General features: G+C 60.2%; 21 protein-coding genes. 10 read left to right on the top strand and 11 right to left on the bottom strand.

The window, feature by feature from the left end:
* Positions 1 to 3 precede the first annotated feature (3 nt).
* The 4 genes from lpoB to PspS49_RS28440 form a co-directional block, all read right to left on the bottom strand.
* Complete coding sequence (gene lpoB, locus PspS49_RS28455) at positions 4 to 591, bottom strand: penicillin-binding protein activator LpoB (RefSeq protein WP_016772610.1); 588 nt, start codon at positions 589 to 591, stop codon at positions 4 to 6.
* Positions 592 to 627: 36 nt separating this feature from the next.
* Positions 628 to 1002 carry a YcfL family protein gene (locus tag PspS49_RS28450; RefSeq protein WP_127930191.1) on the bottom strand — a complete coding sequence of 125 codons (375 nt, stop codon included), beginning with the start codon at positions 1000 to 1002 and terminating at the stop codon, positions 628 to 630.
* 15 nt (positions 1003 to 1017) lie between these two features.
* Positions 1018 to 2412 (bottom strand): hypothetical protein, encoded by a 1395-nt coding sequence (locus PspS49_RS28445; protein WP_150749819.1) that lies wholly within the window; start codon positions 2410 to 2412, stop codon positions 1018 to 1020.
* A gap of 208 nt (positions 2413 to 2620) precedes the next feature.
* Complete coding sequence (locus PspS49_RS28440; RefSeq protein WP_160042299.1) at positions 2621 to 4021, bottom strand: hypothetical protein; 1401 nt, start codon at positions 4019 to 4021, stop codon at positions 2621 to 2623.
* A gap of 208 nt (positions 4022 to 4229) precedes the next feature.
* On the opposite strand from PspS49_RS28440, the gene PspS49_RS28435 reads away from it, so the two are divergent.
* Entirely contained in the window at positions 4230 to 6128 is a 1899-nt protein-coding gene (locus PspS49_RS28435; RefSeq protein WP_160042297.1) for an FTR1 family protein, read from the top strand.
* Between the two features lie 134 nt (positions 6129 to 6262).
* Positions 6263 to 6718 (top strand): YaiI/YqxD family protein, encoded by a 456-nt coding sequence (locus tag PspS49_RS28430; protein ID WP_007911138.1) that lies wholly within the window; start codon positions 6263 to 6265, stop codon positions 6716 to 6718.
* 154 nt (positions 6719 to 6872) lie between these two features.
* On the opposite strand, the gene elbB is transcribed toward PspS49_RS28430, so the two are convergent.
* Entirely contained in the window at positions 6873 to 7541 is a 669-nt protein-coding gene (gene elbB, locus PspS49_RS28425) for an isoprenoid biosynthesis glyoxalase ElbB (RefSeq protein ID WP_038359087.1), read from the bottom strand.
* Positions 7542 to 7831: 290 nt separating this feature from the next.
* Complete coding sequence (locus PspS49_RS28420) at positions 7832 to 8482, bottom strand: DedA family protein (RefSeq protein WP_150749816.1); 651 nt, start codon at positions 8480 to 8482, stop codon at positions 7832 to 7834.
* Between the two features lie 207 nt (positions 8483 to 8689).
* Here PspS49_RS28420 and hemB point away from each other — a divergent pair, with 207 nt between their 5' ends.
* Together hemB and ppk1 are read left to right on the top strand one after the other, a co-directional pair.
* A complete protein-coding gene (hemB, locus tag PspS49_RS28415) occupies positions 8690 to 9703 on the top strand; it encodes a porphobilinogen synthase (protein ID WP_127930185.1) in 1014 nt (337 codons plus the stop codon).
* 18 nt (positions 9704 to 9721) lie between these two features.
* Complete coding sequence (gene ppk1 / locus PspS49_RS28410; RefSeq protein WP_160042295.1) at positions 9722 to 11947, top strand: polyphosphate kinase 1; 2226 nt, start codon at positions 9722 to 9724, stop codon at positions 11945 to 11947.
* A gap of 247 nt (positions 11948 to 12194) precedes the next feature.
* Here ppk1 and ppx read toward each other — a convergent pair whose 3' ends face one another.
* The 5 genes from ppx to PspS49_RS28385 all read right to left on the bottom strand — a co-directional run bounded on the left by ppx (position 12195) and on the right by PspS49_RS28385 (position 16764).
* Positions 12195 to 13697 carry an exopolyphosphatase gene (gene ppx, locus PspS49_RS28405; RefSeq protein ID WP_016985904.1) on the bottom strand — a complete coding sequence of 501 codons (1503 nt, stop codon included), beginning with the start codon at positions 13695 to 13697 and terminating at the stop codon, positions 12195 to 12197.
* A gap of 220 nt (positions 13698 to 13917) precedes the next feature.
* Positions 13918 to 14655: an amino acid ABC transporter ATP-binding protein gene (locus PspS49_RS28400; protein ID WP_007911148.1), complete on the bottom strand. Its 738-nt coding sequence runs from the start codon at positions 14653 to 14655 to the stop codon at positions 13918 to 13920.
* Positions 14642 to 15292: an amino acid ABC transporter permease gene (locus tag PspS49_RS28395; protein WP_110718085.1), complete on the bottom strand. Its 651-nt coding sequence runs from the start codon at positions 15290 to 15292 to the stop codon at positions 14642 to 14644. Before PspS49_RS28395 ends, PspS49_RS28400 begins: the two co-directional genes overlap by 14 nt.
* Entirely contained in the window at positions 15289 to 15957 is a 669-nt protein-coding gene (locus tag PspS49_RS28390) for an amino acid ABC transporter permease (protein WP_007911165.1), read from the bottom strand. Before PspS49_RS28390 ends, PspS49_RS28395 begins: the two co-directional genes overlap by 4 nt.
* 21 nt (positions 15958 to 15978) lie before the next feature.
* Positions 15979 to 16764: a transporter substrate-binding domain-containing protein gene (locus PspS49_RS28385; protein WP_007911166.1), complete on the bottom strand. Its 786-nt coding sequence runs from the start codon at positions 16762 to 16764 to the stop codon at positions 15979 to 15981.
* 255 nt (positions 16765 to 17019) lie between these two features.
* On the opposite strand from PspS49_RS28385, the gene PspS49_RS28380 reads away from it, so the two are divergent.
* From PspS49_RS28380 to PspS49_RS28355, 6 genes are all read left to right on the top strand, one after another.
* Positions 17020 to 17727, top strand: coding sequence for a FadR/GntR family transcriptional regulator (locus tag PspS49_RS28380; RefSeq protein WP_102901411.1), 708 nt, complete (start codon positions 17020 to 17022; stop codon positions 17725 to 17727).
* A 120-nt stretch (positions 17728 to 17847) separates the two neighbouring features.
* Positions 17848 to 18177, top strand: coding sequence for a thioredoxin TrxA (trxA, locus tag PspS49_RS28375; RefSeq protein WP_003206727.1), 330 nt, complete (start codon positions 17848 to 17850; stop codon positions 18175 to 18177).
* A gap of 249 nt (positions 18178 to 18426) precedes the next feature.
* Entirely contained in the window at positions 18427 to 19686 is a 1260-nt protein-coding gene (gene rho, locus PspS49_RS28370) for a transcription termination factor Rho (RefSeq protein ID WP_003229334.1), read from the top strand.
* 126 nt (positions 19687 to 19812) lie between these two features.
* Positions 19813 to 21774, top strand: a complete 1962-nt coding sequence (locus PspS49_RS28365; RefSeq protein ID WP_160042293.1) for an acyltransferase family protein — start codon at positions 19813 to 19815, stop codon at positions 21772 to 21774.
* Positions 21775 to 21854: 80 nt separating this feature from the next.
* Positions 21855 to 23321 (top strand): 4-hydroxy-3-polyprenylbenzoate decarboxylase, encoded by a 1467-nt coding sequence (gene ubiD, locus PspS49_RS28360; protein WP_008081413.1) that lies wholly within the window; start codon positions 21855 to 21857, stop codon positions 23319 to 23321.
* Positions 23321 to 24289 carry a CDP-6-deoxy-delta-3,4-glucoseen reductase gene (locus PspS49_RS28355; protein WP_034151997.1) on the top strand — a complete coding sequence of 323 codons (969 nt, stop codon included), beginning with the start codon at positions 23321 to 23323 and terminating at the stop codon, positions 24287 to 24289. Before ubiD ends, PspS49_RS28355 begins: the two co-directional genes overlap by 1 nt.
* Positions 24290 to 24379: the final 90 nt, after the last annotated feature.

Below are 24379 nucleotides of genomic sequence, written 5' to 3'. Positions count from 1 at the left end.
CAATTAACGCTCCGTGGTTTTGCGGATCTCTTTTTCGTCCATCCACTCGGCCAGACCGCTTTCAACGTCGATCAGTTGCAGGCTGAATTTGTAGAAGACGTCCTTGTAGTCGCTGCTGCGCTTGACGATCGAGCTGATCGAGCCTTCGATGCGGTACTTGGCGGCAACCATGTTGCCGGTCTTGGCCACGGTGCTCTTCTTGTACAGGCCGCTCTGGTTTTGCAGCTTGAGCTGATCAACCTGGCTTTGCATGGCGTTATTGTCGCTGGCGAAACGCGCAACACCGGTCTTCATCAGCTGAGTCTTGATGCTGGTGGTGATTTCGCGGGTGTCGATGTACTCGCTGGTCTTGTTCTTCACGTCGTAGACCTGAACCACCGGACGACCCTGCAGAATGCCGGACTGGGCCAGCGAGCGGGTCATCGATTCGGCGATCATTTGCAGGTCGGTCGAACCGAATTCGTTGGTTACGGTTTCAACCGCTTTGGTGTCGCCGTAGCTGATGTTCTTGCTGCCCAGGGTCGGCGAAGTGTTGGCGCAACCGGAGGCCAGCAGGGCGATAACGGCGATGCAGGAAAAGCGTGCAAACATGGGAGTGCTCTCTAAAACAGGAATTGGGTGACAGGCTTACGGCGTCTTGATTTCCAGACGGAAGTCCATGGCTTTCGGGGTCGGGGCAATTCCCTGAATGAAGCTGGTCTGGGCGCCGTACATCATTTGGCTTTTCCACACTTCTTCTTCGGCAATCGGGAAACCTTCCGCGCCGAGCCAGGCGAAGCGGTAGTAGAAAATCTTGTTGCTGTTGAGGGTGTTGCTCAACTGCACATTGACCGTCATGAACCCGTTTTCGCGGGCGACGCGCATGGCGCCGACGACGATGTGTTTCTGCGGACCCATGGCCACGACTTTGCTCGCGGCGCTGCCCGGCTCTGGCGGTGGCGGGGTGGCGCAGCCGCTCGCCAGCAAGGCGAGGGCGGCGACGGCGATGAGTTTGAAGCGCATGCAAAGACTCCGTTCTTAAGGTTGTTTGAGGCTGGCGACGTTGGTCGCGCTGGCGCTCGGGATGACGTGTGCGGCGAGGCCACCGGCGAACACCTGGTTGCCCACGGCGCGCAGGGTGATCACCTGATAACGCTGATCGACGGTGACCTTGACCAGCGAACCGCCGACGGCGCTCGGCAGACTGACCTGGTGCTCACCCTTTTTCAGACGCAGACGTACCACTTGGGTGTTGTCCGGCAGGGTGCGCCATGTACGGGTATCGGCACCTTCGAGCACAGCTGAAGAGATACCCACGGCGAGACCGGCCAGCGGGTTGGTTTCATTGATCTGCTTTTGCGCCACGCCTTTGGTGATCGCCCGCACGGTGGTGCGCAGAATGATCCCCGGCATGTCGTCACGCAGGGCGCGGCGGGACATGGCAGTGGTGCTGTTGAGCGCGGTCAGATCGACTTGCTGACCATCAACGCCGATCTGCGCGAACGTCGCGGTGGAAGTGTCAGGCTTGATGATCGGGAACGACAGCGGCGTGATCACCACGTTGTTGGAGATCGGCAATGGCAACGGTACGCGGATCGAATCGCGGGCCGGCGCCAGACCGCTTTGCACCACGATCAGGATGTCGCTGTCGTCGGACTTGCTCGGCTTGTCGAGATTAACCAGCGCCTGCTCCAGCAGCGGCGTGTTCGGGCGCAGCTCGGCGGCCTTGCGATAGCCCGGTGCAGCCAGGCCTTTTTCGCCCAAAGCTTCGTAGACGAAACCGGACAGGTAATGGCTGAACGCACTCTGGTAGCTGTTCTTCAGACCAACCACTTCCGGCGCGTCGAGGCTGGCGACCGGATAACCCTGCAAGTCTTTGTACTGAGTCTTGATGCCTTCTTTCTCGGCCTCTTCCTCGCTCTTGAGGTATTCCTTGTCGCGCAGTTCGGCGATCACTGCCTCACGTTCGTGAGTCTTTTTGATCGCGGTGCGCGCGCCGTCGAAATCGTTGATCGCCAGCAGGTTCAGGGCCATCTGCGTGGTCAGCATGACTTTTTCGTAGTCGTAGCCTTCGTAGCGACGCACTTTGTCGTTGACCAGGAAACTGCCGAATTGAGCCAGGTACTTGTCGGTGTCGAGTTTGACCGAGTCTTCCCACTTGCCCACCACTTGATCGGCGCTGGTCCAGGCATTCTGGCTGCCGGACAGGTCGCCCTTGGCGCGCAGCAACTCACCTTTCTCGAAGTAATAAAGCAGGTCTTTGTCCGGGCCGGTGTTGTTCTTTTCCAGCAGGGTCAGCGCGGCGTCGACGTTGCCGGAGGCCAGTTGCTGATTGGTCTGGGCCAGTTCGGAGTCGTAGTTGCGAAACGCCGAACAGCCGGACAGCAGAGTGACGGCGCTGAGCGCGATCAGAGTGGGGGCGCGGAATGCCATGGGGGTACTTCTTCCCTGGAGTAAATACAGCCGCGAATGCTGGTCGGGCTGGTGTGACCCATCGACAGTGGCGTTGGCCTCCTGCCAATTCCTCATAACCAGAGGAGCTTTAATGCCGTTTCGCGATAGCGAGGGCGCGGCATTATAAGCGGGTGGTGATGGCTATGTAATAGCTTTTTAATCGCACTTGTTAGTTTGGTGCCATTACTTATTTCAGGTTGGATACCACGCTCTTTGCCGGCGCCACATCCGACTGGAATGCGCTGCCATTGGCAAACACCCGATCACCCAAGGCACGCAGGCCGATGACCTGGCGTTTCTGGTCGATGCGGATCTTCAGTGGCGCAACCCCGGGCGTGTTGGGCAGGCTGATCAGGTGGTCACCTTTTTTCAAACGCAGGCGCACAACCTGAGTGAGGTTAGGCAGGGTGCGCCAGGTGCGGGTGTCGGCCTGCTCGAAACCGTCCCAGTGAGTGACGTAGGAGGCTTTGCTCGGATCGCGTCGATTGTCCGTGGCCTGAACATCGGCCGCCAGAAATGCCCGATAGGTTGTGCGCTGGATAATGCCCGGCATGTCGTCACGCAGGGTGCGCAAAGACATGTCGGTAATGCTGTTGACCGCGATCAGCTTTTTCTGTCGACCATCAATACCCACTTGATTGAACGCCGGGGTTGAGGTGTCAGGGATCATCACGGGAAACGAAACATTGGCAACGATGACTTGCCCGTCCGCGAGCTTCACCGGGTAGGGCACGCGCACGGAACTGCGGGCCGGCGCCAGGCCGCTCTGCACGATGATCAGCACATCGCTTTCGTCTGCCTTCAGTCCAGGGCTGTCGAGGTCGCGCAAGGCCTGTTGGAAAAACGCCATGTCCGGGCGCAGCTCGATCGCCTGACGATAGCCGGGCGCTGCCAGGTCTTTCTCGCCGAGTGCTTCGTAGGTGAACCCGGCGAGATAGTGGCTGAACGCGCTTTGGTAGCCGTTTTTCAAGGCAATGACGGCGGGTGATTCCAGCATGACCACCGGGTAGCCTTGCAGATCCTTGTAATGGACGCGGGCGCCGCTGGCCTTGGCCGCTTCTTCGACACGCTCGTATTCCATTTCCCGTTGCCGGGCGATCAGCGCTTCGCGCTCGTGGGTTTTCCTGATGTCGGCGCGAGCACCGTCAAAATCATTCATGGCCAGTTGGTTGAGGGCCATTTGTGTGGTCAGCATGACTTTTTCGTAGTCGTAACCATCGTAGCGGCGCAGCTTGTCATTGATGATGCTGCCCCAGTGATTGCCCATGGCGGCGAGCAATTTGTCGCCCGTGGTTTCAATGGTGTCCTGGCGCTGTATGACCATTTGCTCGGCGCTGCGCCAGGCAACCTGGCTCTGCGGGAACTCACCGCCAGCGCTCAGCACCGCACCCTTCTCGAAGTAATAGAGCAAATCCTTCTCTTCATCCGGGTTGTGCGCCTCGATCAAGGCCAGTGAGGCGTCGATATTGCCGGCCTTGAGCTGTTGCGTGGTTTGTTGCAGTTCCATGTCGTAATCACGGTAAGCGGCGCAACCACTGAGTTGCACAAGGGTGGCGATCAGCAGGGACGGCAACAAACAGTGGCGCATTAGCGGGTTCTTCCTTGAACGGAGAGGGCGAAATGATGGCGCATTATACGGGCGCTTTGCAGCTGCCGGGGTGCCATGGATGACGCTTCAAAGCCGATCAATCAGCTCGCTGCACGCAGCGGCGTTGCGCTGAATGCCGACAAAGCTTGAGGGAAATGCGTTCGAAGTGAACAATATGTAACTTCGCATTTCCATTTGAGAATTCTTCATGACTGCCTCGTCCCGTTTCCTGGCCTGGCTGGTGTTCCCGTTGTTTGCCCTGAGCAGCTTCAATCTGCTGGCCGATACCGTGGAAGGCGCGCCGCAAGCGCTGCACCTGCTCGATTACATCAGCGCGGATTACCCGCCGACGGTAGCGGCGGGCAAGGTTGTCGATGACGCCGAATACCGCGAGCAACTGGAGTTCACGCGGGCGCTGCAAGGCTTGATCGCCGGTATGCCGGCCAAGCCTGAAAAAGCTGCGTTGGAGCAAGGTGTCAGCGCATTGAAGGCAGCGATCACCGCGAAGCAGGACGGCGCCGAAGTGGCCCGTCAGGCGCGGCAGTTGGGCGCGCAACTGGCGGTGGCGTATGAAGTCAGTCAGGCACCGATCATCACCCCGGACCCAAGCCGTGGTGCGCCGCTCTATGCGCAGAATTGCTCGGTGTGCCACGGTGACAGCGGCGCCGGCGACGGCCCGGCGGGGCTCGGCATGAGCCCGGCGCCAGCCAATCTGCGTGATGCGGCGCGGATGGATCACCTGAGTCTGTATGCGATCTACAACACCCTCGGCCAAGGCGTCGAAGGCACCGACATGCCGGCGTTTGCCGATCAGCTTGACGATCGTCAGCGCTGGGATCTGGCGACTTACATCGCTGGCTTCAGCGCCGATCCGGCGGCGGCCAAGTCTGAGAAGACCTACAACATCGCCGATCTGGCTCGCCAGACCCCGGCCGAAGTACAGGCTGCCGAAGGCTCCCAAGCGGCGACGACGTTCCGTGCACAACGCGCGCAGCCGCCGCAGGTCAAGCGTGGCCCGGCGCAGTTGCTCGACTACACCGCCGCAACGCTGGACAAGAGTCTTGCCGCGTACCGCGCCGGTGAACACGATCAGGCTTACGACCTGTCGGTCGCGGCCTATCTGGAAGGCTTCGAACTGGTCGAGAGTTCGCTGGATAACGTCGACGCCAACGTGCGCAAGGACACTGAAAAATCGCTGATGGCGTATCGGCAATCGTTGCAGGACGGCTTGCCGGTCGAGCAGGCCGAGCAGCGTCTGGAGGCGGCCAAGGCCAAGTTGAAAGAGTCTGCCGGCCTGCTTGGCAGCGATGGCCTGAGCTGGTCCCTGAGCTACATCTCCGGTTTACTGATTCTGCTGCGCGAAGGTCTGGAAGCGATTCTGGTGCTGGCGGCGATCCTCGCGTTCCTGCGCAACACCGGCCAGCAATCGGCGGTGCGCAGCGTCAACGTCGGTTGGGGCCTGGCGCTGCTGGCCGGCCTCGGCACCTGGGCGCTGGCGGCGTATGTGATCGATGTCAGCGGTTCTCAGCGTGAGTTGCTTGAGGGCGCGACGGCGCTGTTCGCCAGTGTCATGGTCTTGTGGCTCGGCGTGTGGATGCATGACCGTCGCCACGCAGCGGCCTGGCAGGATTACATCAAGAGCAGTCTGGTCGGTGGCGGCGGACGTTTCGGTTTCGCGATCCTCGCGTTCTTCTCGGTGTACCGCGAGTTGTTCGAAGTGATCCTGTTCTACGAAACCCTGTGGCTGCAGGCCGGCCCGGCCGGGCATGACGCGGTGCTCGCGGGTGGTGCAACCGCACTGGTGCTGTTGGTGGGTCTGGCGTGGGTGATCCTGCGCGGTTCGGCGAAACTGCCGCTGACGCTGTTCTTCAGCATCAACGCGGCGCTGCTGTGTGCGCTGTCGGTGGTGTTTGCCGGGCATGGCGTGAAGGCGTTGCAGGAAGCCGGGATCTTCGGCACGCGGCCGGTGGCGTTCTTTGAATTCGATTGGCTGGGGATTCATGCCGATGCCTATTCGTTGACGGCGCAGGCGGTGGCGATTCTGGCGATTGTGGTGTTGTACGGGCGCAGTTGGATGGCGGAGAAGCGGCGGGTTTCGGCTGCTTGATTGAGTGCTCCCTTAAAAGATCGCAGCCTTCGGCAGCTCCTACAGGGGCGTAGCATGTCGCAATATTGCGGCGCGACGCGCACTCTGTAGGAGTTGCCGAAGGCTACGATCTTTTGCTTTTAGAGGTAAAGAAAATGCGTGTGTGGATCGATGCCGATGCCTGCCCACGGGCGGCGAAGGATCTGGTGGTGAAGTTCGCCCTCAAGCGTCAGTTTGAAGTGGTGCTGGTGGCCGGGCAGCCGCAGATCAAGCCGGGGCTGGCCATCGTCAAACTGATCGTGGTGCCGAGCGGCCCGGATGCGGCGGACGATTATCTGGTCGAGCACGCGGTACCGGGTGAGCTGGTGATTTGCAGCGATATTCCATTGGCCGATCGTTTGGTGAAGAAGGGCGTCGCGGCGCTGGATCCGCGCGGCAAGGAGTTCGATGCGCAGAACATGGGCGAGCGGCTGGCCGTGCGCAACCTGTTCACCGATCTGCGCGAGCAAGGCCAGATGAGCGGCGGGCCCGCACCGTTCGGCGATCGCGAGAAACAGGCGTTTGCCAATGCGCTGGACCGGATCCTCACACGCCTGACCCGCAAACCCTGAGTCTTATGATGATCGTTCCAACGCTCCGCGTGGGAATGCGTCTTGGGACGCTCTGCGTTCCGGTCTTACCGCAAATGTAACGCCAAAGTGAGCAGGCGCGGAGCGCCAATGGCGGCATTCCCACGCAGAGCGTGGGAACGATCATACGGGGGGATCAGGCATCGTTTTCGTGGGTCAGTTCGAGCACGCGATCGACCAGTTTGTTGATCCCCGACGCCGCTTCACTGATGTTCTGCGCCAGCATGTAAGCAGGGGTCGTCACCAGTTTGCGCGCCTTGTCTTCGATGATTTCCGTCACCGCACAGTCTTCGTGGGTGGCGCCCATCTTGTTCATCGCCGTGGCCGTGTCGGCGTCATTGCCGATGGTGCAGGTCACGCCCGGGCCATAGATCTTCGCCGCCAATGCCGGGGAAATGCACATCAGGCCCACCGGTTTGCCTGCTTCGGCAAACGCCTCGGCCAGCGCCAGCACTTCCGGCTGCACGCTGCAGCCTGCGCCTTCAACGGCAAAGTTCGAAAGGTTCTTCGCCGCACCAAACCCACCCGGCACGATCAGCGCATCGAAGTCGTCGACGTCGGCCTCGCGGATGTCCTTGATGTTGCCACGTGCAATGCGCGCCGATTCCACCAGCACATTGCGCGACTCGGGCATTTCTTCGCCGGTCAGGTGATTGATCACATGCAATTGCGCGATGTTCGGGGCGAAGCACTGGACCTGGGCGCCGCGTTGGTCGAGGCGCAGCAGGGTGATGACACTTTCATGGATCTCGGCGCCGTCGTACACGCCACTGCCGGACAGGATCACTGCAACTTTTTTGCTCATGGGTTTCTCTCCAGATTCATGGCGCTAAATGTCCACTAAATTGTCGCGCGTTGCCATAGGCTGAAGTGGTGGCTGCACCTGCATGGAACGCTTTCTACATGGATCGCAACAACGGCGGGGTGTTCATTAATTGCGGTTGCCTGCTGCGTAACAAGCGGGAGATTTCCGGCGTGAGAACGCCGCTGGCGAACTTGAATGCGCCAGAGCAGCGAGGATAAAAGTGACGTATCTGACTGAAAGCGTCGGCCAGCCCGCTCAGTGCCGGCGGGCTGTAGCCAGTCGCCAGCGAGTTACTCGGCTGGCGTCTTCGGTTCGGCAGGTTTGGACGCTTCGGCTTGATTCAGCAGTGCCGCTTTCGCGGCTTGCTCGTCGGCGTAAACCTGCTTGGCCAATCGCGCATTCTTGAAGCGGCGGCGCAGCCACAGACCAACGCCGAGCACCAGCAACGCGCCCAATACCCATAGCTCGTACTTCTTGATGCTGCCGAGCATGCCTTCCAGCACCGCACCGAAGTGGTAAGCCGCAGCGGCCAGCGCCGTCGCCCAGATCGCAGCGCCAATGCCGTTAAGCAGCAGATAACGTCCCGGCGGATAACCCGACAGGCCGATCGCCACCGGCATCACCGTGCGCAAGCCATAAACGAAACGGAAGCTCAGCACCCAGATGTCCGGATGCTTGCGAATATGCTCCAGCGCGCGATCTCCCATCATCTGCCAGCGCGGTTTGCGCGCGAGTAACTTGCGCCCGTGCTTGCGGCCGAGGAAGTACCACAGCTGATCGCCGGCATAGCTGCCGAAGAACGCCACGACCACCACCATATTGATGTCCATGTATCCACGGAACGCGAGGAAGCCCGCGAGCACCAGAATGGTTTCGCCTTCGAAAAACGTGCCGAGGAACAAGGCAAAGTAGCCAAAGTCATGCAGAAATTGTTGGAGCATTGTCTGGGTGCTGGCGAAATGAACGCGCAGCCTAACCCTTCGGACACATTCATGAAAGTGTCCAAATGTGTCTCGACGTGAACAATTCCTACACTGAGAATGGAATGCGGCTACATGTCACGGGCCTCACACAACTGTCATCTGTTCGTCATAATGGCCGTCTATAACTGTCACGCTCGCCCGTTTGCGCGGGCTCAGGAGTCCGCCGTGAGCTTTACCCCAGCCAACCGTCTGTTCCCTGCCACGCGCCTGCGCCGCAATCGTCGTGATGATTTTTCGCGTCGGCTGGTGCGGGAAAATGTGCTGACGGTCGATGACCTGATCCTGCCGGTGTTCGTTCTCGACGGTGAAAATCGCCGCGAAGCCGTGGCCTCGATGCCCGGGGTAGAGCGGCTGACGATCGATCTGCTGCTCGAAGAAGCGGGCAAATGGGTCGAGCTGGGGATTCCGGCGCTGGCGCTGTTCCCGGTTACACCTCCTGAACTGAAATCCCTCGACGCCGCTGAAGCCTGGAACCCCGAAGGCATCGCCCAGCGCGCCACCCGCGCGCTGCGTGAGCGTTTCCCGGAACTGGGTGTCATTACCGACGTCGCGCTTGACCCGTTCACCACCCACGGCCAGGACGGCATACTCGATGAAGCGGGCTACGTGCAGAACGACATCACTGTCGACGCACTGGTCCGTCAGGCCTTGTCCCATGCCGAAGCTGGCGCTCAGGTTGTCGCGCCGTCGGACATGATGGACGGTCGCATTCAGGCGATTCGCGAAGCGCTGGAAATCGCCGGTCACGTCAACGTGCGGATCATGGCCTACTCGGCCAAGTACGCCAGCGCCTATTACGGCCCGTTCCGTGATGCGGTCGGTTCGGCGTCGAACCTCGGCAAGGCCAACAAAGCCTCTTATCAGATGGATCCGGCCAACAGCGACGAAGCGCTGCACGAAGTGGGTGCGGACTTGTCTGAAGGCGCGGACATGGTCATGGTCAAACCGGGCATGCCCTACCTGGACATTCTTTTCCGGGTAAAAGATGCCTTCAAAGTGCCGACCTTCGTCTACCAGGTTAGCGGCGAATACGCCATGCACATGGCGGCGATCCAGAATGGCTGGTTGAGCGAGGCGGTGATTCTCGAATCACTGACCGCCTTTAAACGTGCCGGCGCTGATGGCATCCTGACTTACTTTGCTGTCCGCGCCGCTCAATTGTTACGAGAGCAGAAATAGCCCTCCCAGGAACATTCAATGAATACCGAAGGACTCACGGAAGTTGCAGTAAAAGAAGCTCAACCGGTGGTCGAGCAAATCACCGAGACCCCGCCGGAACTGGAGCCTGCGCCACCCGCGCCGGTGGCCGAGCCTGCGGCGGCGGTGCCGGCGATTACCATTCCGGGCCTGGATGACAGCAGCCTGTACATCCACCGCGAGCTCTCGCAACTGCAATTCAATATCCGCGTGCTGGAACAGGCGCTGGACGAGTCCTATCCGTTGCTGGAACGCTTGAAGTTCCTGCTGATCTTCTCCAGCAACCTCGATGAATTCTTTGAAATCCGCGTCGCCGGCCTGAAGAAACAGATCACCTTCGCCCGTGAACAGGCCGGTGCCGATGGTCTGCAGCCGCATCAAGCGCTGGCACGGATCAGCGAGCTGGTCCACGGTCATGTTGACCGTCAGTACGCGATCCTCAATGACATTCTGTTGCCGGAGCTGGAAAAGCATCAGGTGCGCTTCATCCGTCGCCGCAACTGGACGGTCAAACTCAAAACCTGGGTGCGCCGCTATTTCCGCGACGAGATCGCACCGATCATCACTCCGATCGGCCTCGACCCGACGCACCCGTTCCCGTTGCTGGTGAACAAGAGCCTGAACTTCATCGTCGAGCTCGAAGGTATCGACGCCTTCGGTCGCGACTCCGGTCTGGCGATCATCCCGGCGCCGCGCTTGCTGCCACGGATCATCAAGGTGCCGGAAGAAGTCGGCGGCCCCGGCGACAACTATGTATTCCTCTCGTCGATGATCCACGCCCACGCCGATGACCTGTTCCAGGGCATGAAGGTAAAAGGCTGCTACCAGTTCCGTCTGACCCGAAACGCCGACCTGGCGCTCGACTCCGAAGATGTAGAAGACCTGGCCCGCGCCCTGCGTGGCGAGTTGTTCTCGCGTCGTTACGGTGATGCGGTGCGTCTGGAAGTCGCTGACACTTGCCCGAAACACCTCTCGGATTACCTGCTCAAGCAGTTCAACCTGAGCGAGAGCGAGCTGTATCAGGTCAACGGCCCGGTCAACCTGACGCGGCTGTTCAGCATCACCGGGCTCGACAGCCATCCGGAGCTGCAATACACGCCGTTCACCCCGCAGATCCCGAAACTGCTGCAGAACAGTGAAAACATCTTCAGCGTGGTCAGCAAGCAGGACATCCTCTTGCTGCACCCATTCGAGTCGTTCACCCCGGTGGTCGACCTGCTGCGTCAGGCGGCGAAAGACCCGCACGTTCTCGCTGTGCGCCAGACCCTGTACCGTTCCGGCGCCAACTCCGAAATCGTCGATGCGCTGGTGGATGCCGCGCGTAACGGCAAGGAAGTGACGGCGGTCATCGAGCTGCGTGCGCGGTTCGACGAAGAATCCAACCTGCAACTGGCCAGCCGTCTGCAAGCGGCCGGTGCGGTGGTGATCTACGGTGTGGTTGGCTTCAAGACCCACGCCAAGATGATGCTGATCCTGCGTCGCGAGGCCGGCGAAATCGTCCGTTACGCGCACCTCGGCACCGGTAACTACCACGCCGGCAACGCCAAGCTGTACACCGACTACAGCCTGCTGACCTCCGACGACGCCTTGTGCGAAGACGTCGGCAAACTGTTCAGCCAGCTGATCGGCATGGGTAAAACCCTGCGCATGAAGAAGCTGCTGCATGCGCCGTTCACCCTGAAAAAGGGCATGCTCGACATGATTGCCCGCGAAACCCAGTTCGCCGTCGAAGGCAAGCCGGCGCACATCATCGCCAAGTTCAACTCGCTGACCGATCCGAAGATCATTCGCGCGCTGTACAAGGCCAGCCAGTCCGGTGTACGTATCGACCTGGTGGTGCGCGGCATGTGCTGTCTGCGTCCGGGCATCACCGGGGTTTCGCACAACATCCATGTGCGCTCGATCATTGGCCGCTTCCTTGAGCACACCCGCGTGTTCTACTTCCTCAATGGCGGCGACGAGCAGATGTTCCTCTCCAGCGCCGACTGGATGGAGCGCAACCTCGACAAGCGCGTCGAGACCTGCTTCCCGGTCGAAGGCAAAAAACTGCTGACCCGCGTGAAGAAAGAGCTGGAGCTGTACCTGACCGACAATACCCACAGCTGGAGCTTGCAGTCGGATGGTCGTTACATCCGCAACACGCCGACCGGCAACCAGAACCCGCGCAGTGCGCAGGCGACGTTGCTGGAGCGGTTGGGCAGCCCGATCTTGCCGGTGAGCAGCTAAAGCCTTGAAGGTCAAAAGCCCCTCACCCTAGCCCTCTCCCGGAGGGAGAGGGGACTGACCGAGGTGTCTTACGCTATGCTCCGACCTGAGAAATCGAGTCGAACTCAGGATTTGAAAAGCCCCCAAATCGGCTCCCTCTCCCTCGGGAGAGGGCTGGGGTGAGGGGAAGGTTCACCTCCGCTCTCAAGTCGAACCCTATAAAAAAGGCGATCCAGAAGGATCGCCTTTTTTGCACCGGAGATTCAACTCAGTGAACGGTGAGGACGATGCCCACCCGCGTCAGCCAATCCGCCTCAAGCCCGAAATCTGCCTGAGTCAGCTGATTCTCATCCAGCCAGTTCTCCGGGAATTCCACATCCAGGGTGTTGCCCTTGGCGTGCAGCACCACCTGCGGCATCGCTTGGGTTCCACGAATATGGTGGAACAGGATCGCAAAGCGCAGCAATACGCACAGGCGAATCAGCTTGTCGCCGTCGTCGCCGAAATCGGCAAACTTGTCCTTGGGAATGTTGCGGCGGTGGCCGCGCACCAATAGCGCGAGCATCTGTTGGTCTTCGCGGGAGAACCCGGCAAGGTCCGAGTGCTCGATCAGGTAGGCGCCGTGCTTGTGGTAGTGATAGTGCGCGATATCGAGGCCGACTTCGTGCACTTTCGCTGCCCAACCGAGGAGTTCGCGCCAGATGCCGTCATCCAGTTCCCAGTCCACCGCCACCTGATCAAACGCGTGCAAAGCTTTGCGTTCCACACGCGCCGCCTGCTCCAGATCGACGTGATAGCGCTCCATCAGCGAAGTTAACGTACGTTCGCGCACGTCTTCGTGATGATGGCGGCCGAGCAGGTCGTAGAGCACGCCTTCACGCAGCGCGCCGTCGCAGTGATCCATGCGTTGCAGTTCGAGGGCGTCGAAAATCGCTTCGAGAATCGCCAGACCCGCCGGGAAAATGGTCCGGCGATCAGGCTTGATGCCTTCGAAATCGATCTTGTCGACGTCGCCGAGCTTGAACAGCCGACGCTTCAACCAGGCCAGACCTTCGGCATTCACTTCGCCAGTGCCATGGCCGCCGGCCTTCAGCGCCAGGCCGATGGCGCGGATGGTGCCTGAGGAGCCGATGGCTTCATCCCAGGTCAGGCGGTGCAGGGCGTGTTCGATGCTCATGATCTCCAGCCGCGCCGCGGTGTAAGCCTGGGCGTAGCGGGCCGGGGTGATCTTGCCGTCCTTGAAGTAGCGCTGGGTAAAGCTGACGCAGCCCATCTGCAGGCTTTCGCGCAGCAGCGGCTCGAAGCGCTGGCCGATGATGAACTCGGTGCTGCCGCCGCCGATGTCGGCAACCAGGCGTTTGCCCGGGGTGTCGGCGAGGGTGTGCGACACGCCCAGATATATCAGGCGCGCTTCTTCACGACCGGAGATGACTTCCACCGGGTGGCCGAGGATTTCTTCGGCGCGGTGGATGAATTCGAGGCGGTTGCGCGCTTCACGCAAAGCGTTGGTGCCAACGATACGCACAGCGCCGAGCGGCATACCGTTGATCAGTTGGGCAAAACGCTTGAGACAATCGAGGCCGCGTTGCATCGATTCTTCGTTGAGCTTGCGCTCATCGTCGATGCCGGCAGCCAGCTGAACCTTCTCGCCAAGGCGCTCGAGAATGCGGATTTCGCCGTTCTGGGCCTTGGCCACGACCATGTGAAAGCTGTTCGAGCCCAGGTCGATTGCGGCGATCAGGGACAGATTCTTGGCTTGGGATTGCGGCATGGTCAGGGGGTCTCGGTCGATAACCTCGACATCGTGCCACGATCAAACGCTGGCGCCAACGCGCACGGTTCAAACCGCCGGAGTGCGCACCCCGAACCTGATCGTTCCCACGCTCTGCGTGGGAATGCCTCACCGGACGCTCTGCGTCCGCTTTTGGGACGCGGAGCGTCCCTGGCTGTATTCCCACGCGGAGCGTGGGAACGATCAGGATAAGGCAGATTCAGGCTGTTGCTTCAACTGTGCCAATAAAGTTCGCCAGCTCCGCCGTCTGCGGATTGGCAAACAACACCTTCGGATCCCCCACCTCATGCACCTTGCCGTGGTGCATGAACACCAGTTTGTCGCCGACCTCGCGGGCAAAACGCATTTCGTGGGTGACCATGATCAGTGTCATGCCTTCCTTGGCCAGTTGCCGCACGACGCTGAGCACTTCATTGACCAGTTCCGGGTCGAGCGCCGAGGTGATCTCGTCGCAGAGCAGCACTTTCGGCGACATCGCCAGTGCCCGGGCAATCGCTACGCGCTGCTGCTGGCCGCCGGAAAGTCGATCCGGGAAGGCATCGAATTTTTCCCCGAGGCCAACCCGTTCCAGCATCTCTCGCGCCAGTTCCGCTGCCTTGGCTTTCGGCACTTTCTGCACCACCTGCGGCGCGAGCATGACGTTTTCGCCCACGGTCAGGTGCGGGAACAGGTTGAACTGCTGAAACACCATGCCGACCTTCTGTCGCAGGCTGCGCAGGTCGGCGCGCGCGGCGTCGAGATACTCGCCGTCGACTTCGATCACGCCGTCGTTGATCGATTCCAGACCATTAAGCGTGCGCAGCAGGGTGGATTTGCCCGAGCCGCTGCGGCCGATGATTGCCACGACCTGGCCTTCCTCGACGCTGAGGTCGATGCCTTTGAGCACGTGGTGATCGCCGTAGTATTTATGCAGGGCGGAAATTCTAAGCAGAGGCATGCAGTCTCCTTTCCAGGTAGCGCGCACTGAGGGACAAGGGGTAGCAGAGCAGGAAGTAGCCGAGGGCGACGAGGCCGTAGACCATGAACGGTTCAAACGTGGCGTTGGCGAGCATGCCGCCGGTCTTGGTCAGCTCGGTGAAACCGATGATCGAGGTGACGGCGGTGCCTTTGACCACTTGCACCGAGAAACCCACGGTCGGCGCCACGGCGATGCGCAGCGCTTGCGGCAGGATCACGTAGCGCAGTTGCTCCAGCGGATTGAGCGCCAGACTTGCCGAGGCTTCCCACTGGCCGTTGGAAATCGATTCGACGCAACCGCGCCAGATCTCCGCCAGATAGGCGCTGGTAAACAAGGTCAGGGCAATCGCCGCGGCCATCCACGGCGAGATTTCGATCCCGGCCAGGGCCACGCCGAAGAACACCAGAAACAGCTGCATCAGCAGCGGCGTGCCCTGGAACAGTTCGATCCAGGTACGGGCGATGTTGCTCGACAGAGGATTTTTCGAGATGCGCATGATCAGGATCAGCAACCCGACGAGGCCGCCGCCAATAAACGCCACCAGCGACAACGCCAGCGTCCATTGCAGGCCGACGAGCAGGTTGCGCAGGATGTCCCAGAAGGTGAAATCGCTCATGCGCGGCTCCTGCTGATGTAGCGCCGACCGATCCAATTGAGTAGCTGGCGAATCAGCAACGCCATGCAAAGGTAGATCAGCGTGGTCAGCGCGTAGGTTTCAAAAGCGCGGAAGTTGCGCGACTGAATGAAGTTGGCAGCGAAGCTCAATTCTTCGGTAGCGATCTGCGAACACACCGCCGAGCCGAGCATGACAATGATGATCTGGCTGCTCAGCGCCGGCCAGACCTTGCCCAGTGCCGGCAGCAGCACCACATGGCGGAACGCCTCGAAGCGCGTCATCGCCAATGCCGCTGCGGCTTCCAGTTGCCCGCGCGGAATCGCCTGAATGCCGGCGCGGATGATCTCGGTCGAATAGGCACCGAGGTTGATCACCATCGCCAGCACCGCCGCCTGCCACTCGGAAATCTGCACGCCCAGCGACGGCAGGCCGAAGAAGATGAAGAACAACTGCACCAGAAACGGCGTATTGCGGATCAACTCGACGTAGACGCCGAAGATCGCCGAGAACGGGCGGATGTTCCACGCCCGCACCAACGCCCCGACAATCCCGACGCCGACCCCGAGCAACGCACCGATGGCTGTCAGCTCAAGGGTGAACAGCGCCCCGCGCAGCAGCAGGTCGGTGTTTTCCACCACCGGCATGAAATCGAACTGATAAGCCATGAAGGTCTCCCGCGCAGTCGATCAGAGATCGGCCGGCAGCGGCTCTTTCAGCCAGGTCTGCGAATTCTTTTCCAGTGCGCCGTCAGCCTTGGCGGTGGTCAGGATGTCGTTGACCTTGGCCAGCAGCGCCGCTTCGTTCTTGTTCACGCCGACGTAAACCGGCGAGTCCTTGAGCTTCACTTTCAGCGCCGGCACGCGCTTCGGGTTCTTTTCGCTGATCGCGACCATCACTACGTTGCCGCTGGCGATCAGGTCGACCTGGCCGGCGAGGTAAGCGGCGATGGTCGAGTTGTTGTCTTCGAAGCGCTTGATGGTCACGCCTTCGGGGGCGACTTTGGTTAATTCGATGTCTTCGATGGCGCCACGGGTGACGCTGATGGTCTTGCCCTTGAGGTCGTCGAGGCTGGCGATGGCGGCGTCTGGCGGGCCGAACACGGCGAGGTAGAACGGTGCGTAGGCGCGGGAGAAGTCGATGACTTTCTCGCGCTCAGGATTTTTGCCGAGGCTGGAAATCACCAGATCGACCTTGCCGGTGGTCAGGAAAGGGATGCGGTTGGTGCTGTTGACCGGGGTCAGTTCGAGTTTGACCTTGAGCTGGTCGGCCAGCAGTTTTGCCGTGTCGATGTCCAGGCCGCGCGGCTTCATGTCCGGGCCGACCGAGCCGAACGGCGGGAAATCCTGGGGCACGGCGACTTTCAGCGTGCCGCGTTTGACCACGTCGTCGAGACCGTCGGCGTGAGCAGGGGCCTGGCTGAGCAGCAGACTGGAAAACAGGGCGGCGAGGAGGGCGCTGTAACGCTTGGTCATGAACAATCTCCGGATCGGCGGGAAGTGATTTCTGCGATCGGACAGAGCATGGGCCGTGCCAAGACGTGCCTTTTATCCCGGCAGGCCGCAGTTTCAGCGGCTTTGTTCGGTCTTACTGGTCTGAACAGTCAGGTTGTTTTTCGCACTGCCATGGCGCATCTGCCAGGTTCGCCGAACCCTGCTGGGGCACGACTTGCCGGACTCGCCGAATAGCTTTACAACTAGCCGCACATTGGCCTGGCGCGTCTGAAAACCATGAACTCGATTTCCCGTGCGGTACCCGAAGTGGCGCTGCAAGCGATCCGCAAACTGATCACCGAGCAGGGTTTCGGTGCGGGCGATGCTTTGCCGTCGCAGCGGGATCTGGCGCTGCAACTGGGTGTCAGTCGGGCGTCGTTGCGTGAGGCGCTGTCATCGTTGAGTGCGTTGGGCGTGGTCAGTATTCAGCCGGGCAAAGGCGTGTTCGTGCAGTCGCCAGTGGAGTTGTCGCGCGGCGAAAACGCACCGGGCTGGTCGTTCGCGGCGCAGGCGTCGCCATTGGATATCTTTCAGTTGCGCTATGCACTGGAAGGTTTTGCGGCGGGGCTGGCGGCGGTGACCTTGAGCACGTTCGATCTGGATGCTCTGGAAGACAATGTCGCGGCCATGCGCGATCAGTTGAAGGCCGGCGACTTTGACGCCGCCGCGAAACTGGACTTCGAATTTCACCGACGGATCCTCCTGGCCAGCGGCAATCAGGCGATGCTGAGCATCCTTACGGCCAGCGCTGAAATGTTCCTGGAAAGCCAGAAACTACCGTTCATCCGTGCCGAGCGCGCCATGGAAACCTGGCAGGAACACCGCAAGATCCTCCGCGCCCTCGCGCGCCGGGCGTCGGGTGCGGCGCAAAAAGCCATGCAGGAACACGTGCGCAACGCCGCCCTGCGTACCGGAATTTCCTTCATTGCCCCCGCCACGGCGTGACTTGAGCTATACCCAAACTCATCGAGTGCCATAGCAAGACTCAATCAACTGCGGCTTCCTGAACAGGGGAAGGGCGGCTATGATGGGCCACGTTTTTTTGCTTACAACCTGGAGAATTCCATGAGCAGCGATCTTATCAAACACGTTAGCGACGCTAGCTTCGAAGCCGACGTACTCAAGGCCGAAGGCGCTGTCCTGGTCGATTACTGGGCTGAATGGTGCGGTCCTTGCAAAATGATCGCTCCGGTTCTGGACGAGATTGCCGAGACTTACAAAGGCAAGCTGACCGTTGCCAAACTGAACATCGACGAGAACCAGGAAACCCCGGCCAAGCACGGCGTGCGTGGTATCCCGACGCTGATGCTGTTCAAGAACGGCAACGTTGAAGCGACCAAAGTCGGCGCGCTGTCGAAGTCGCAACTGGCGGCTTTCCTCGACGCCAACATCTAAGCGTCGCAGTAAAGTGCCTGAAAAAAAGCCCCGCAATTAGCGGGGCTTTTTGCATATTCAGGGCTAGACGCTCCGAAACTCAGGTGGTACATTCGGCCCCGCACTGGTTTCTCCATTGCCCCCTGCTAGCCGTCGCCGACGCACTCCTTTTCGAATTAGTTCGCGATCCTGTCGCCTTCTCCGCGGCGCGGCCTCATTAAGCCAAAAGCTTAATTTCCCCCCCTCCATAAATGATTACGTCATTCCTATATGAATCTGACTGAACTCAAGCAAAAGCCGATTACCGAACTGCTCGAATTGGCCGAACAGATGGGCATAGAAAATATGGCCCGTTCGCGCAAGCAGGACGTGATTTTCTCCCTGCTGAAAAAGCACGCGAAAAGCGGCGAGGAAATCTCCGGTGATGGCGTGCTGGAGATTCTCCAGGACGGCTTCGGCTTCCTGCGCTCCGCTGACGCTTCCTACCTGGCCGGCCCGGACGATATCTACGTCTCGCCAAGCCAGATCCGCCGCTTCAACTTGCGCACCGGTGACACCATCGTTGGCAAGATCCGCCCTCCGAAGGAAGGCGAGCGGTATTTCGCCCTGCTCAAGGTCGACACGATCAACTTCGATCGTCCCGAGAACGCGAAAAACAAGATTCTCTTCGAGAACCTGACCCCGCTGTTCCCGACCGTGCGCATGAAGATGGAAGCCGGTAACGGTTCCACCGAAGACTTGACCGGTCGTGTAATCGACCTGTGCGCCCCGATCGGCAAAGGCCAGCGCGGTCTGATCGTTGCACCGCCGAAAGCCGGTAAAACGATCATGCTGCAGAACATCGCAGCGAACATCGCCCGTAACAACCCTGAAGTTCACCTGATCGTGCTGCTGATCGACGAACGTCCGGAAGAAGTGACCGAAATGCAGCGCACCGTGCGCGGTGAAGTGGTTGCCTCGACCTTCGACGAGCCGCCGACCCGTCACGTACAGGTTGCCGAAATGGTGATCGAGAAGGCCAAGCGCCTTGTTGAACACAAGAAAGACGTGGTGATCCTGCTTGACTCCATCACCCGTCTGGCCCGTGCCTACAACACCGTGATCCCGAGCTCCGGCAAGGTATTGACCGGTGGTGTCGATGCCCACGCCCTCGAGAAGCCAAAGCGTTTCTTCGGTGCTGCGCGTAACATCGAAGAAGGCGGCTCGCTGACCATTATCGCCACCGCGCTGGTTGAAACCGGCTCGAAGATGGACGAAGTGATCTACGAAGAGTTCAAGGGTACCGGCAACATGGAACTGCCTCTGGATCGCAAGATCGCCGAGAAGCGTGTGTTCCCGGCGATCAACATCAACCGCTCCGGCACCCGCCGCGAAGAGTTGCTGACTGCCGACGACGAACTGCAGCGTATGTGGATCCTGCGCAAGCTGCTGCACCCGATGGATGAAGTGGCTGCCATCGAGTTCCTGGTCGACAAGCTGAAGACGACCAAGACCAACGACGAGTTCTTCTTGTCGATGAAGCGCAAGTAATACACGCGCTGTAAAAAAGAACGCTCCCGAAAGGGGGCGTTTTTTTTGTGTCCGTAACAAATAACTTTCGTAACGCGCTACTGTCCTTGTCTGGAGCGGTTTGTACCTACAAGGATAAGAAAGGTTATGCACACGTTTGGCAATCGCCGTGATATCGACGGATTACGGGCACTGGCGGTTATTCCCGTCGTACTGTTTCATTTCGGATTCAATACATTCAGCGGCGGTTTTGTCGGCGTTGATGTGTTCTTCGTCATTTCCGGCTTTCTGATCACCTCAATCCTGTTCCGTGAAATCAGCGCCCAGCGCTTCAGTTTCCTCGACTTTTGGGGGCGTCGCGCCCGGCGCATCCTGCCGGCATTGACCGTGGTTGTGGTAGTGACGCTGGCATTGGGCTGGCTGTTGCTGACGGCCAAAGATCTGGCTGAGCTGGGACGGACGATTCGTTACCAGTCGCTGTTCATTTCCAACATCCTGTTCATGCGCGAAGACGGTTACTTCGAGCCCGCCTCGGAGCTCAAGCCGTTGCTGCATACCTGGTCGCTGGCGGTGGAGGAGCAGTACTACATCTTCTTCCCGCTGATGATGGTGCTGATGATGCGCTACGTCCGTCATTGGCGCTGGATGTTGTTCGCTGTGCTGCTGGTGTCGTTCGGTTTGAACATTGTCTACATCGAACGCCGGCCGGAATTTGCCTTTTTTGCGTTGCCGACCCGCGCGTGGGAACTGCTCTGCGGGGCCATGCTGGCGGTCATACCCGTGCCCAAACATGTCGCGCGGCCGTGGCTGCGTGAGTCCGTTGGCCTGGCAGGGTTGGCGGCGGTGCTGTTTGCCGTGTTTACCTACGACAAAACCACCGTGTTCCCGGGCTGGGCGGCGCTGTTGCCGGTATTGGGTACGACGGCGTTGATCTGGTCAGGCGCACAGGGCCCAACGTGGGCCGGCCGGTTGTTGAGTATCCCGGTTCTGGTGTGGATCGGCCTGCTGTCCTATTCGCTGTACCTGTGGCATTGGCCGGTTTACGTGTATGCCAACGCGATTTCCATCGATGGCATCCAGCCGTTGGAGGCAATTGGCTGGATGGCCCTGGCGTTGGCGCTGGCCTGGCTGAGCCTGCGATACATCGAGCTGCCGTTTCGTGAGAAGCGTGTGTTTGCCAGCCGTAATTCGGTATTGGTCGGCGGTCTGGTGTCGATCACGGTTCTGGCGATCACCGGCTCGGCGATTCGCTCGGCAGACGGTGTTCCGCAGCGTCTGACCGGCAAGGCGCTGGAATATGCGCAATCGCGTGAGTGGAACGCCGGGCAGTCGAATTGCATGCACTTGAGCACCGATAAGGCGTTGACCAAATCCTGCCTTGTGGGCGGTGATCAACATATTACGGCGACAAAAATGTTCTGGGGCGACAGTCACGCCGCTGCATTGTTGCCGGCCATCGAAGGCAATGCCGGGCGCAACGTGCAGCCGGTGTGGTTGTACAGCTTGACCGGGTGCCCGCCGATCATCGATGACCACTTGCGCCTTCAGTGCAAAGACTTCAACCAGCGCAACATGGACCGCGTCACGAGTCTGGGGATCAAGGACGTGGTGTTGGCGGCAAACTGGAGCCTGTACGTTTATGGTCGTGAAGACGGCGATGGCGATCTACAGTTCCTGCTTGATCGCAAGGACAACCCACGTCAGGCAGAGCAGCGCATGGCCGTCGCCCTCAAGGCGCAAGTGGCCGAGCTGCGTGAAGCGGGCGTGCAAGTCTGGCTGTTCAAGGAAGTGCCACTGCAACACAAGAGCTTCATCGACCGTCTGACCAGTCTGGCGCGCATCGGCCGTTCGGCAGACGGTCTCGGTCGCCCGCTCAACGAGCACTTGGCTCGCCAGCAGTTTTTCACTTCGTTGTTCGGTTCGATGAGCGCCGCTGATTCCGGCATTCATGTCATCGATCCGACGCCGCTGATGTGCAAGGACGGCTTGTGCGCCATCGATGTCGACGGCCACTCGCAGTACAAGGATGCCGATCATCTTTCGGACGTTGGCAGCGCCAGACTGAGCCCGTTGTTTGCGCCATTGATGCTGGGCACCAGCGACAATTGATTGATGCCAGGCTCTGACGGGCTGCTGTTTGCCCGTCAGAGCAGGTAGGATGTACGCCTATTTTGAGGGTGCCATCGTCAATGAAATTCAAGGATCTTCGGGATTTCGTGCAGCAGCTTGAGCAGCGCGGAGAGTTGAAACGCATCCAGATTCCCGTCTCGCCGGTGCTGGAAATGACCGAGGTGTGCGACCGCACGCTGCGGGCCAAGGGCCCGGCGCTGCTGTTCGAAAAGCCGACGGGCTACGACATCCCGGTGCTCGGCAACCTGTTCGGAACCCCCGAGCGGGTGGCCATGGGCATGGGCGCCGAGTCGGTCAGCGAGCTGCGCGAAATCGGCAAGCTGTTGGCGTTCCTCAAGGAACCCGAGCCGCCGAAGGGCTTGAAAGACGCGTGGTCGAAGCTGCCGATCTTCCGCAAGATCATTTCGATGGCGCCGAAAGTCGTCAAAGACGCGGTGTGCCAGGAAGTGGTCATCGAGGGCGACGACGTCGACCTCGCGATGCTGCCCGTGCAGACCTGCTGGCCCGGCGACGTCGGCCCGCTGATCACCTGGGGCCTGACCGTCACCAAAGGCCCGAACAAGGAACGCCAGAACCTCGGCATCTACCGTCAGCAAGTCATCGGCCGCAACAAGGTGATCATGCGTTGGCTCAGTCACCGTGGCGGTGCCCTCGACTTCCGCGAGTGGTGCGAGAAGCATCCGGGCCAGCCGTTCCCGGTGTCGGTGGCCCTTGGCGCGGATCCGGCGACCATCCTCGGCGCTGTGACGCCAGTGCCGGACAGTCTCTCCGAATACGCTTTCGCGGGCCTCTTGCGCGGCAACCGCACCGAACTGGTCAAGTGCCGCGGCAATGACCTGCAAGTGCCGGCCACCGCCGAAATCATCCTTGAAGGCGTGATCCACCCCGGCGAAATGGCCGATGAAGGCCCGTACGGCGATCACACCGGTTACTACAATGAAGTCGACAGCTTCCCGGTGTTCACCGTAGAGCGCATAACCCACCGGATCAAACCGATCTATCACAGCACCTACACTGGCCGTCCGCCGGATGAGCCGGCGATTCTCGGCGTGGCGCTGAACGAAGTGTTCGTGCCGATCCTGCAGAAGCAGTTCCCGGAAATCACCGACTTCTACCTGCCGCCTGAAGGCTGTTCGTACCGCATGGCCATCGTGACCATGAAGAAGTCGTATCCAGGGCATGCCAAGCGCGTGATGCTCGGTGTCTGGTCGTTTTTGCGACAGTTCATGTACACCAAGTTCGTTATCGTCACCGACGACGATATCAACGCCCGCGACTGGAACGACGTGATCTGGGCCATCACCACGCGCATGGACCCCAAGCGCGACACGGTGATGATCGATAACACGCCGATCGACTACCTCGACTTCGCCTCGCCGATCTCTGGCCTGGGCTCGAAAATGGGCCTCGATGCCACCCACAAGTGGCCGGGCGAAACCACTCGCGAGTGGGGCCGCGTGATCGTCAAGGACGACGCCGTCACCCAACGGATCGATGCCATCTGGAATCAGTTAGGAATAGATTGATGCGTGTAACCCTGCAGCCCTCCGGAGCAGTGCTTGAGATACAGCCCGGTGAGCGGATTCTCGACGGCGCGCGGCGCTTGGGCTACGAATGCCCGCAAAGCTGCCGCAACGGCAATTGTCATGTGTGTGCGGCGCTGCTGGTTGAAGGTAGTGTCGCGCAGGACGGCAAGGTGCACGACCACGGCGAGTTCTACACTTGCATAGCCGAGCCGCTGGAAGACTGCATCCTGCTGTGGGATGGCGTGCTCGCGCTGGGAGAACTGCCGGTGCGCAGCCTGTCGTGTCAGGTCATCGAATGCCGCGATGTGGGTGGCGACACCTGGCGCGTGCGCCTGCGCGCTCCGGCCGGCAAGCCACCGCGCTATCACGCCGGGCAGTACTTGATGATCGAGCGCGAGAACGGTGAGAAGTCAGCGTTTTCCATGGCCTCTGCGCCGCACGGCGGGCGTGATCTGGAAATCCATGTGCTGGCGCGCGAAGCCAGTGCACTGAGCCTGATCGAACAGCTGCAACGCAACGCGATGGTGCGGGTCGAGCTGCCATTCGGTGATACGCATCTGGCCGAGCTGCCCGACGGGCCGCTGGTGTTGGTTGCCGCTGGTACCGGCATGGGCCAGATTCACGCCTTGATCGAGCACTGCCGCGCCAACGGCTTCAAACATCCCGTGCATCTGTACTGGGGCGTGCGCCGTCCGGAAGACTTCTATGAGATCGAACACTGGGACGAGTGGCTGAAATTACCCAATCTGTTCCTGCACAAAGTCGTCAGTGATCAATGCGGTTGGGAAGGGCGCTGCGGCATGCTGCACGAGGCAGTCTGTGAAGACTTCCCTGACCTGAAACCGCTGCACGTCTATGCCAGCGGCTCGCCGGCCATGGTCTACGGCACGCTGGACGCATTGGTCGAAGCCGGGATGGACGCCCATCAAATGCGTGCGGACGTGTTCGCTTACGCTCCCCGCTCCTGAATCCGTTATAACTCTCTATATAGCCGATCGGTATTTATGTAATTGCATAAATACCGCTAGGTTATATATCAATCAGGCAATCAATTAAGA

The sequence above is a fragment of the Pseudomonas sp. S49 genome, from assembly GCF_009866785.1.
Classification (GTDB): domain Bacteria; phylum Pseudomonadota; class Gammaproteobacteria; order Pseudomonadales; family Pseudomonadaceae; genus Aquipseudomonas.
Note: the sequence above shows the minus strand (reverse complement) of the source record. Positions and strands in the feature narration are given on the sequence as shown.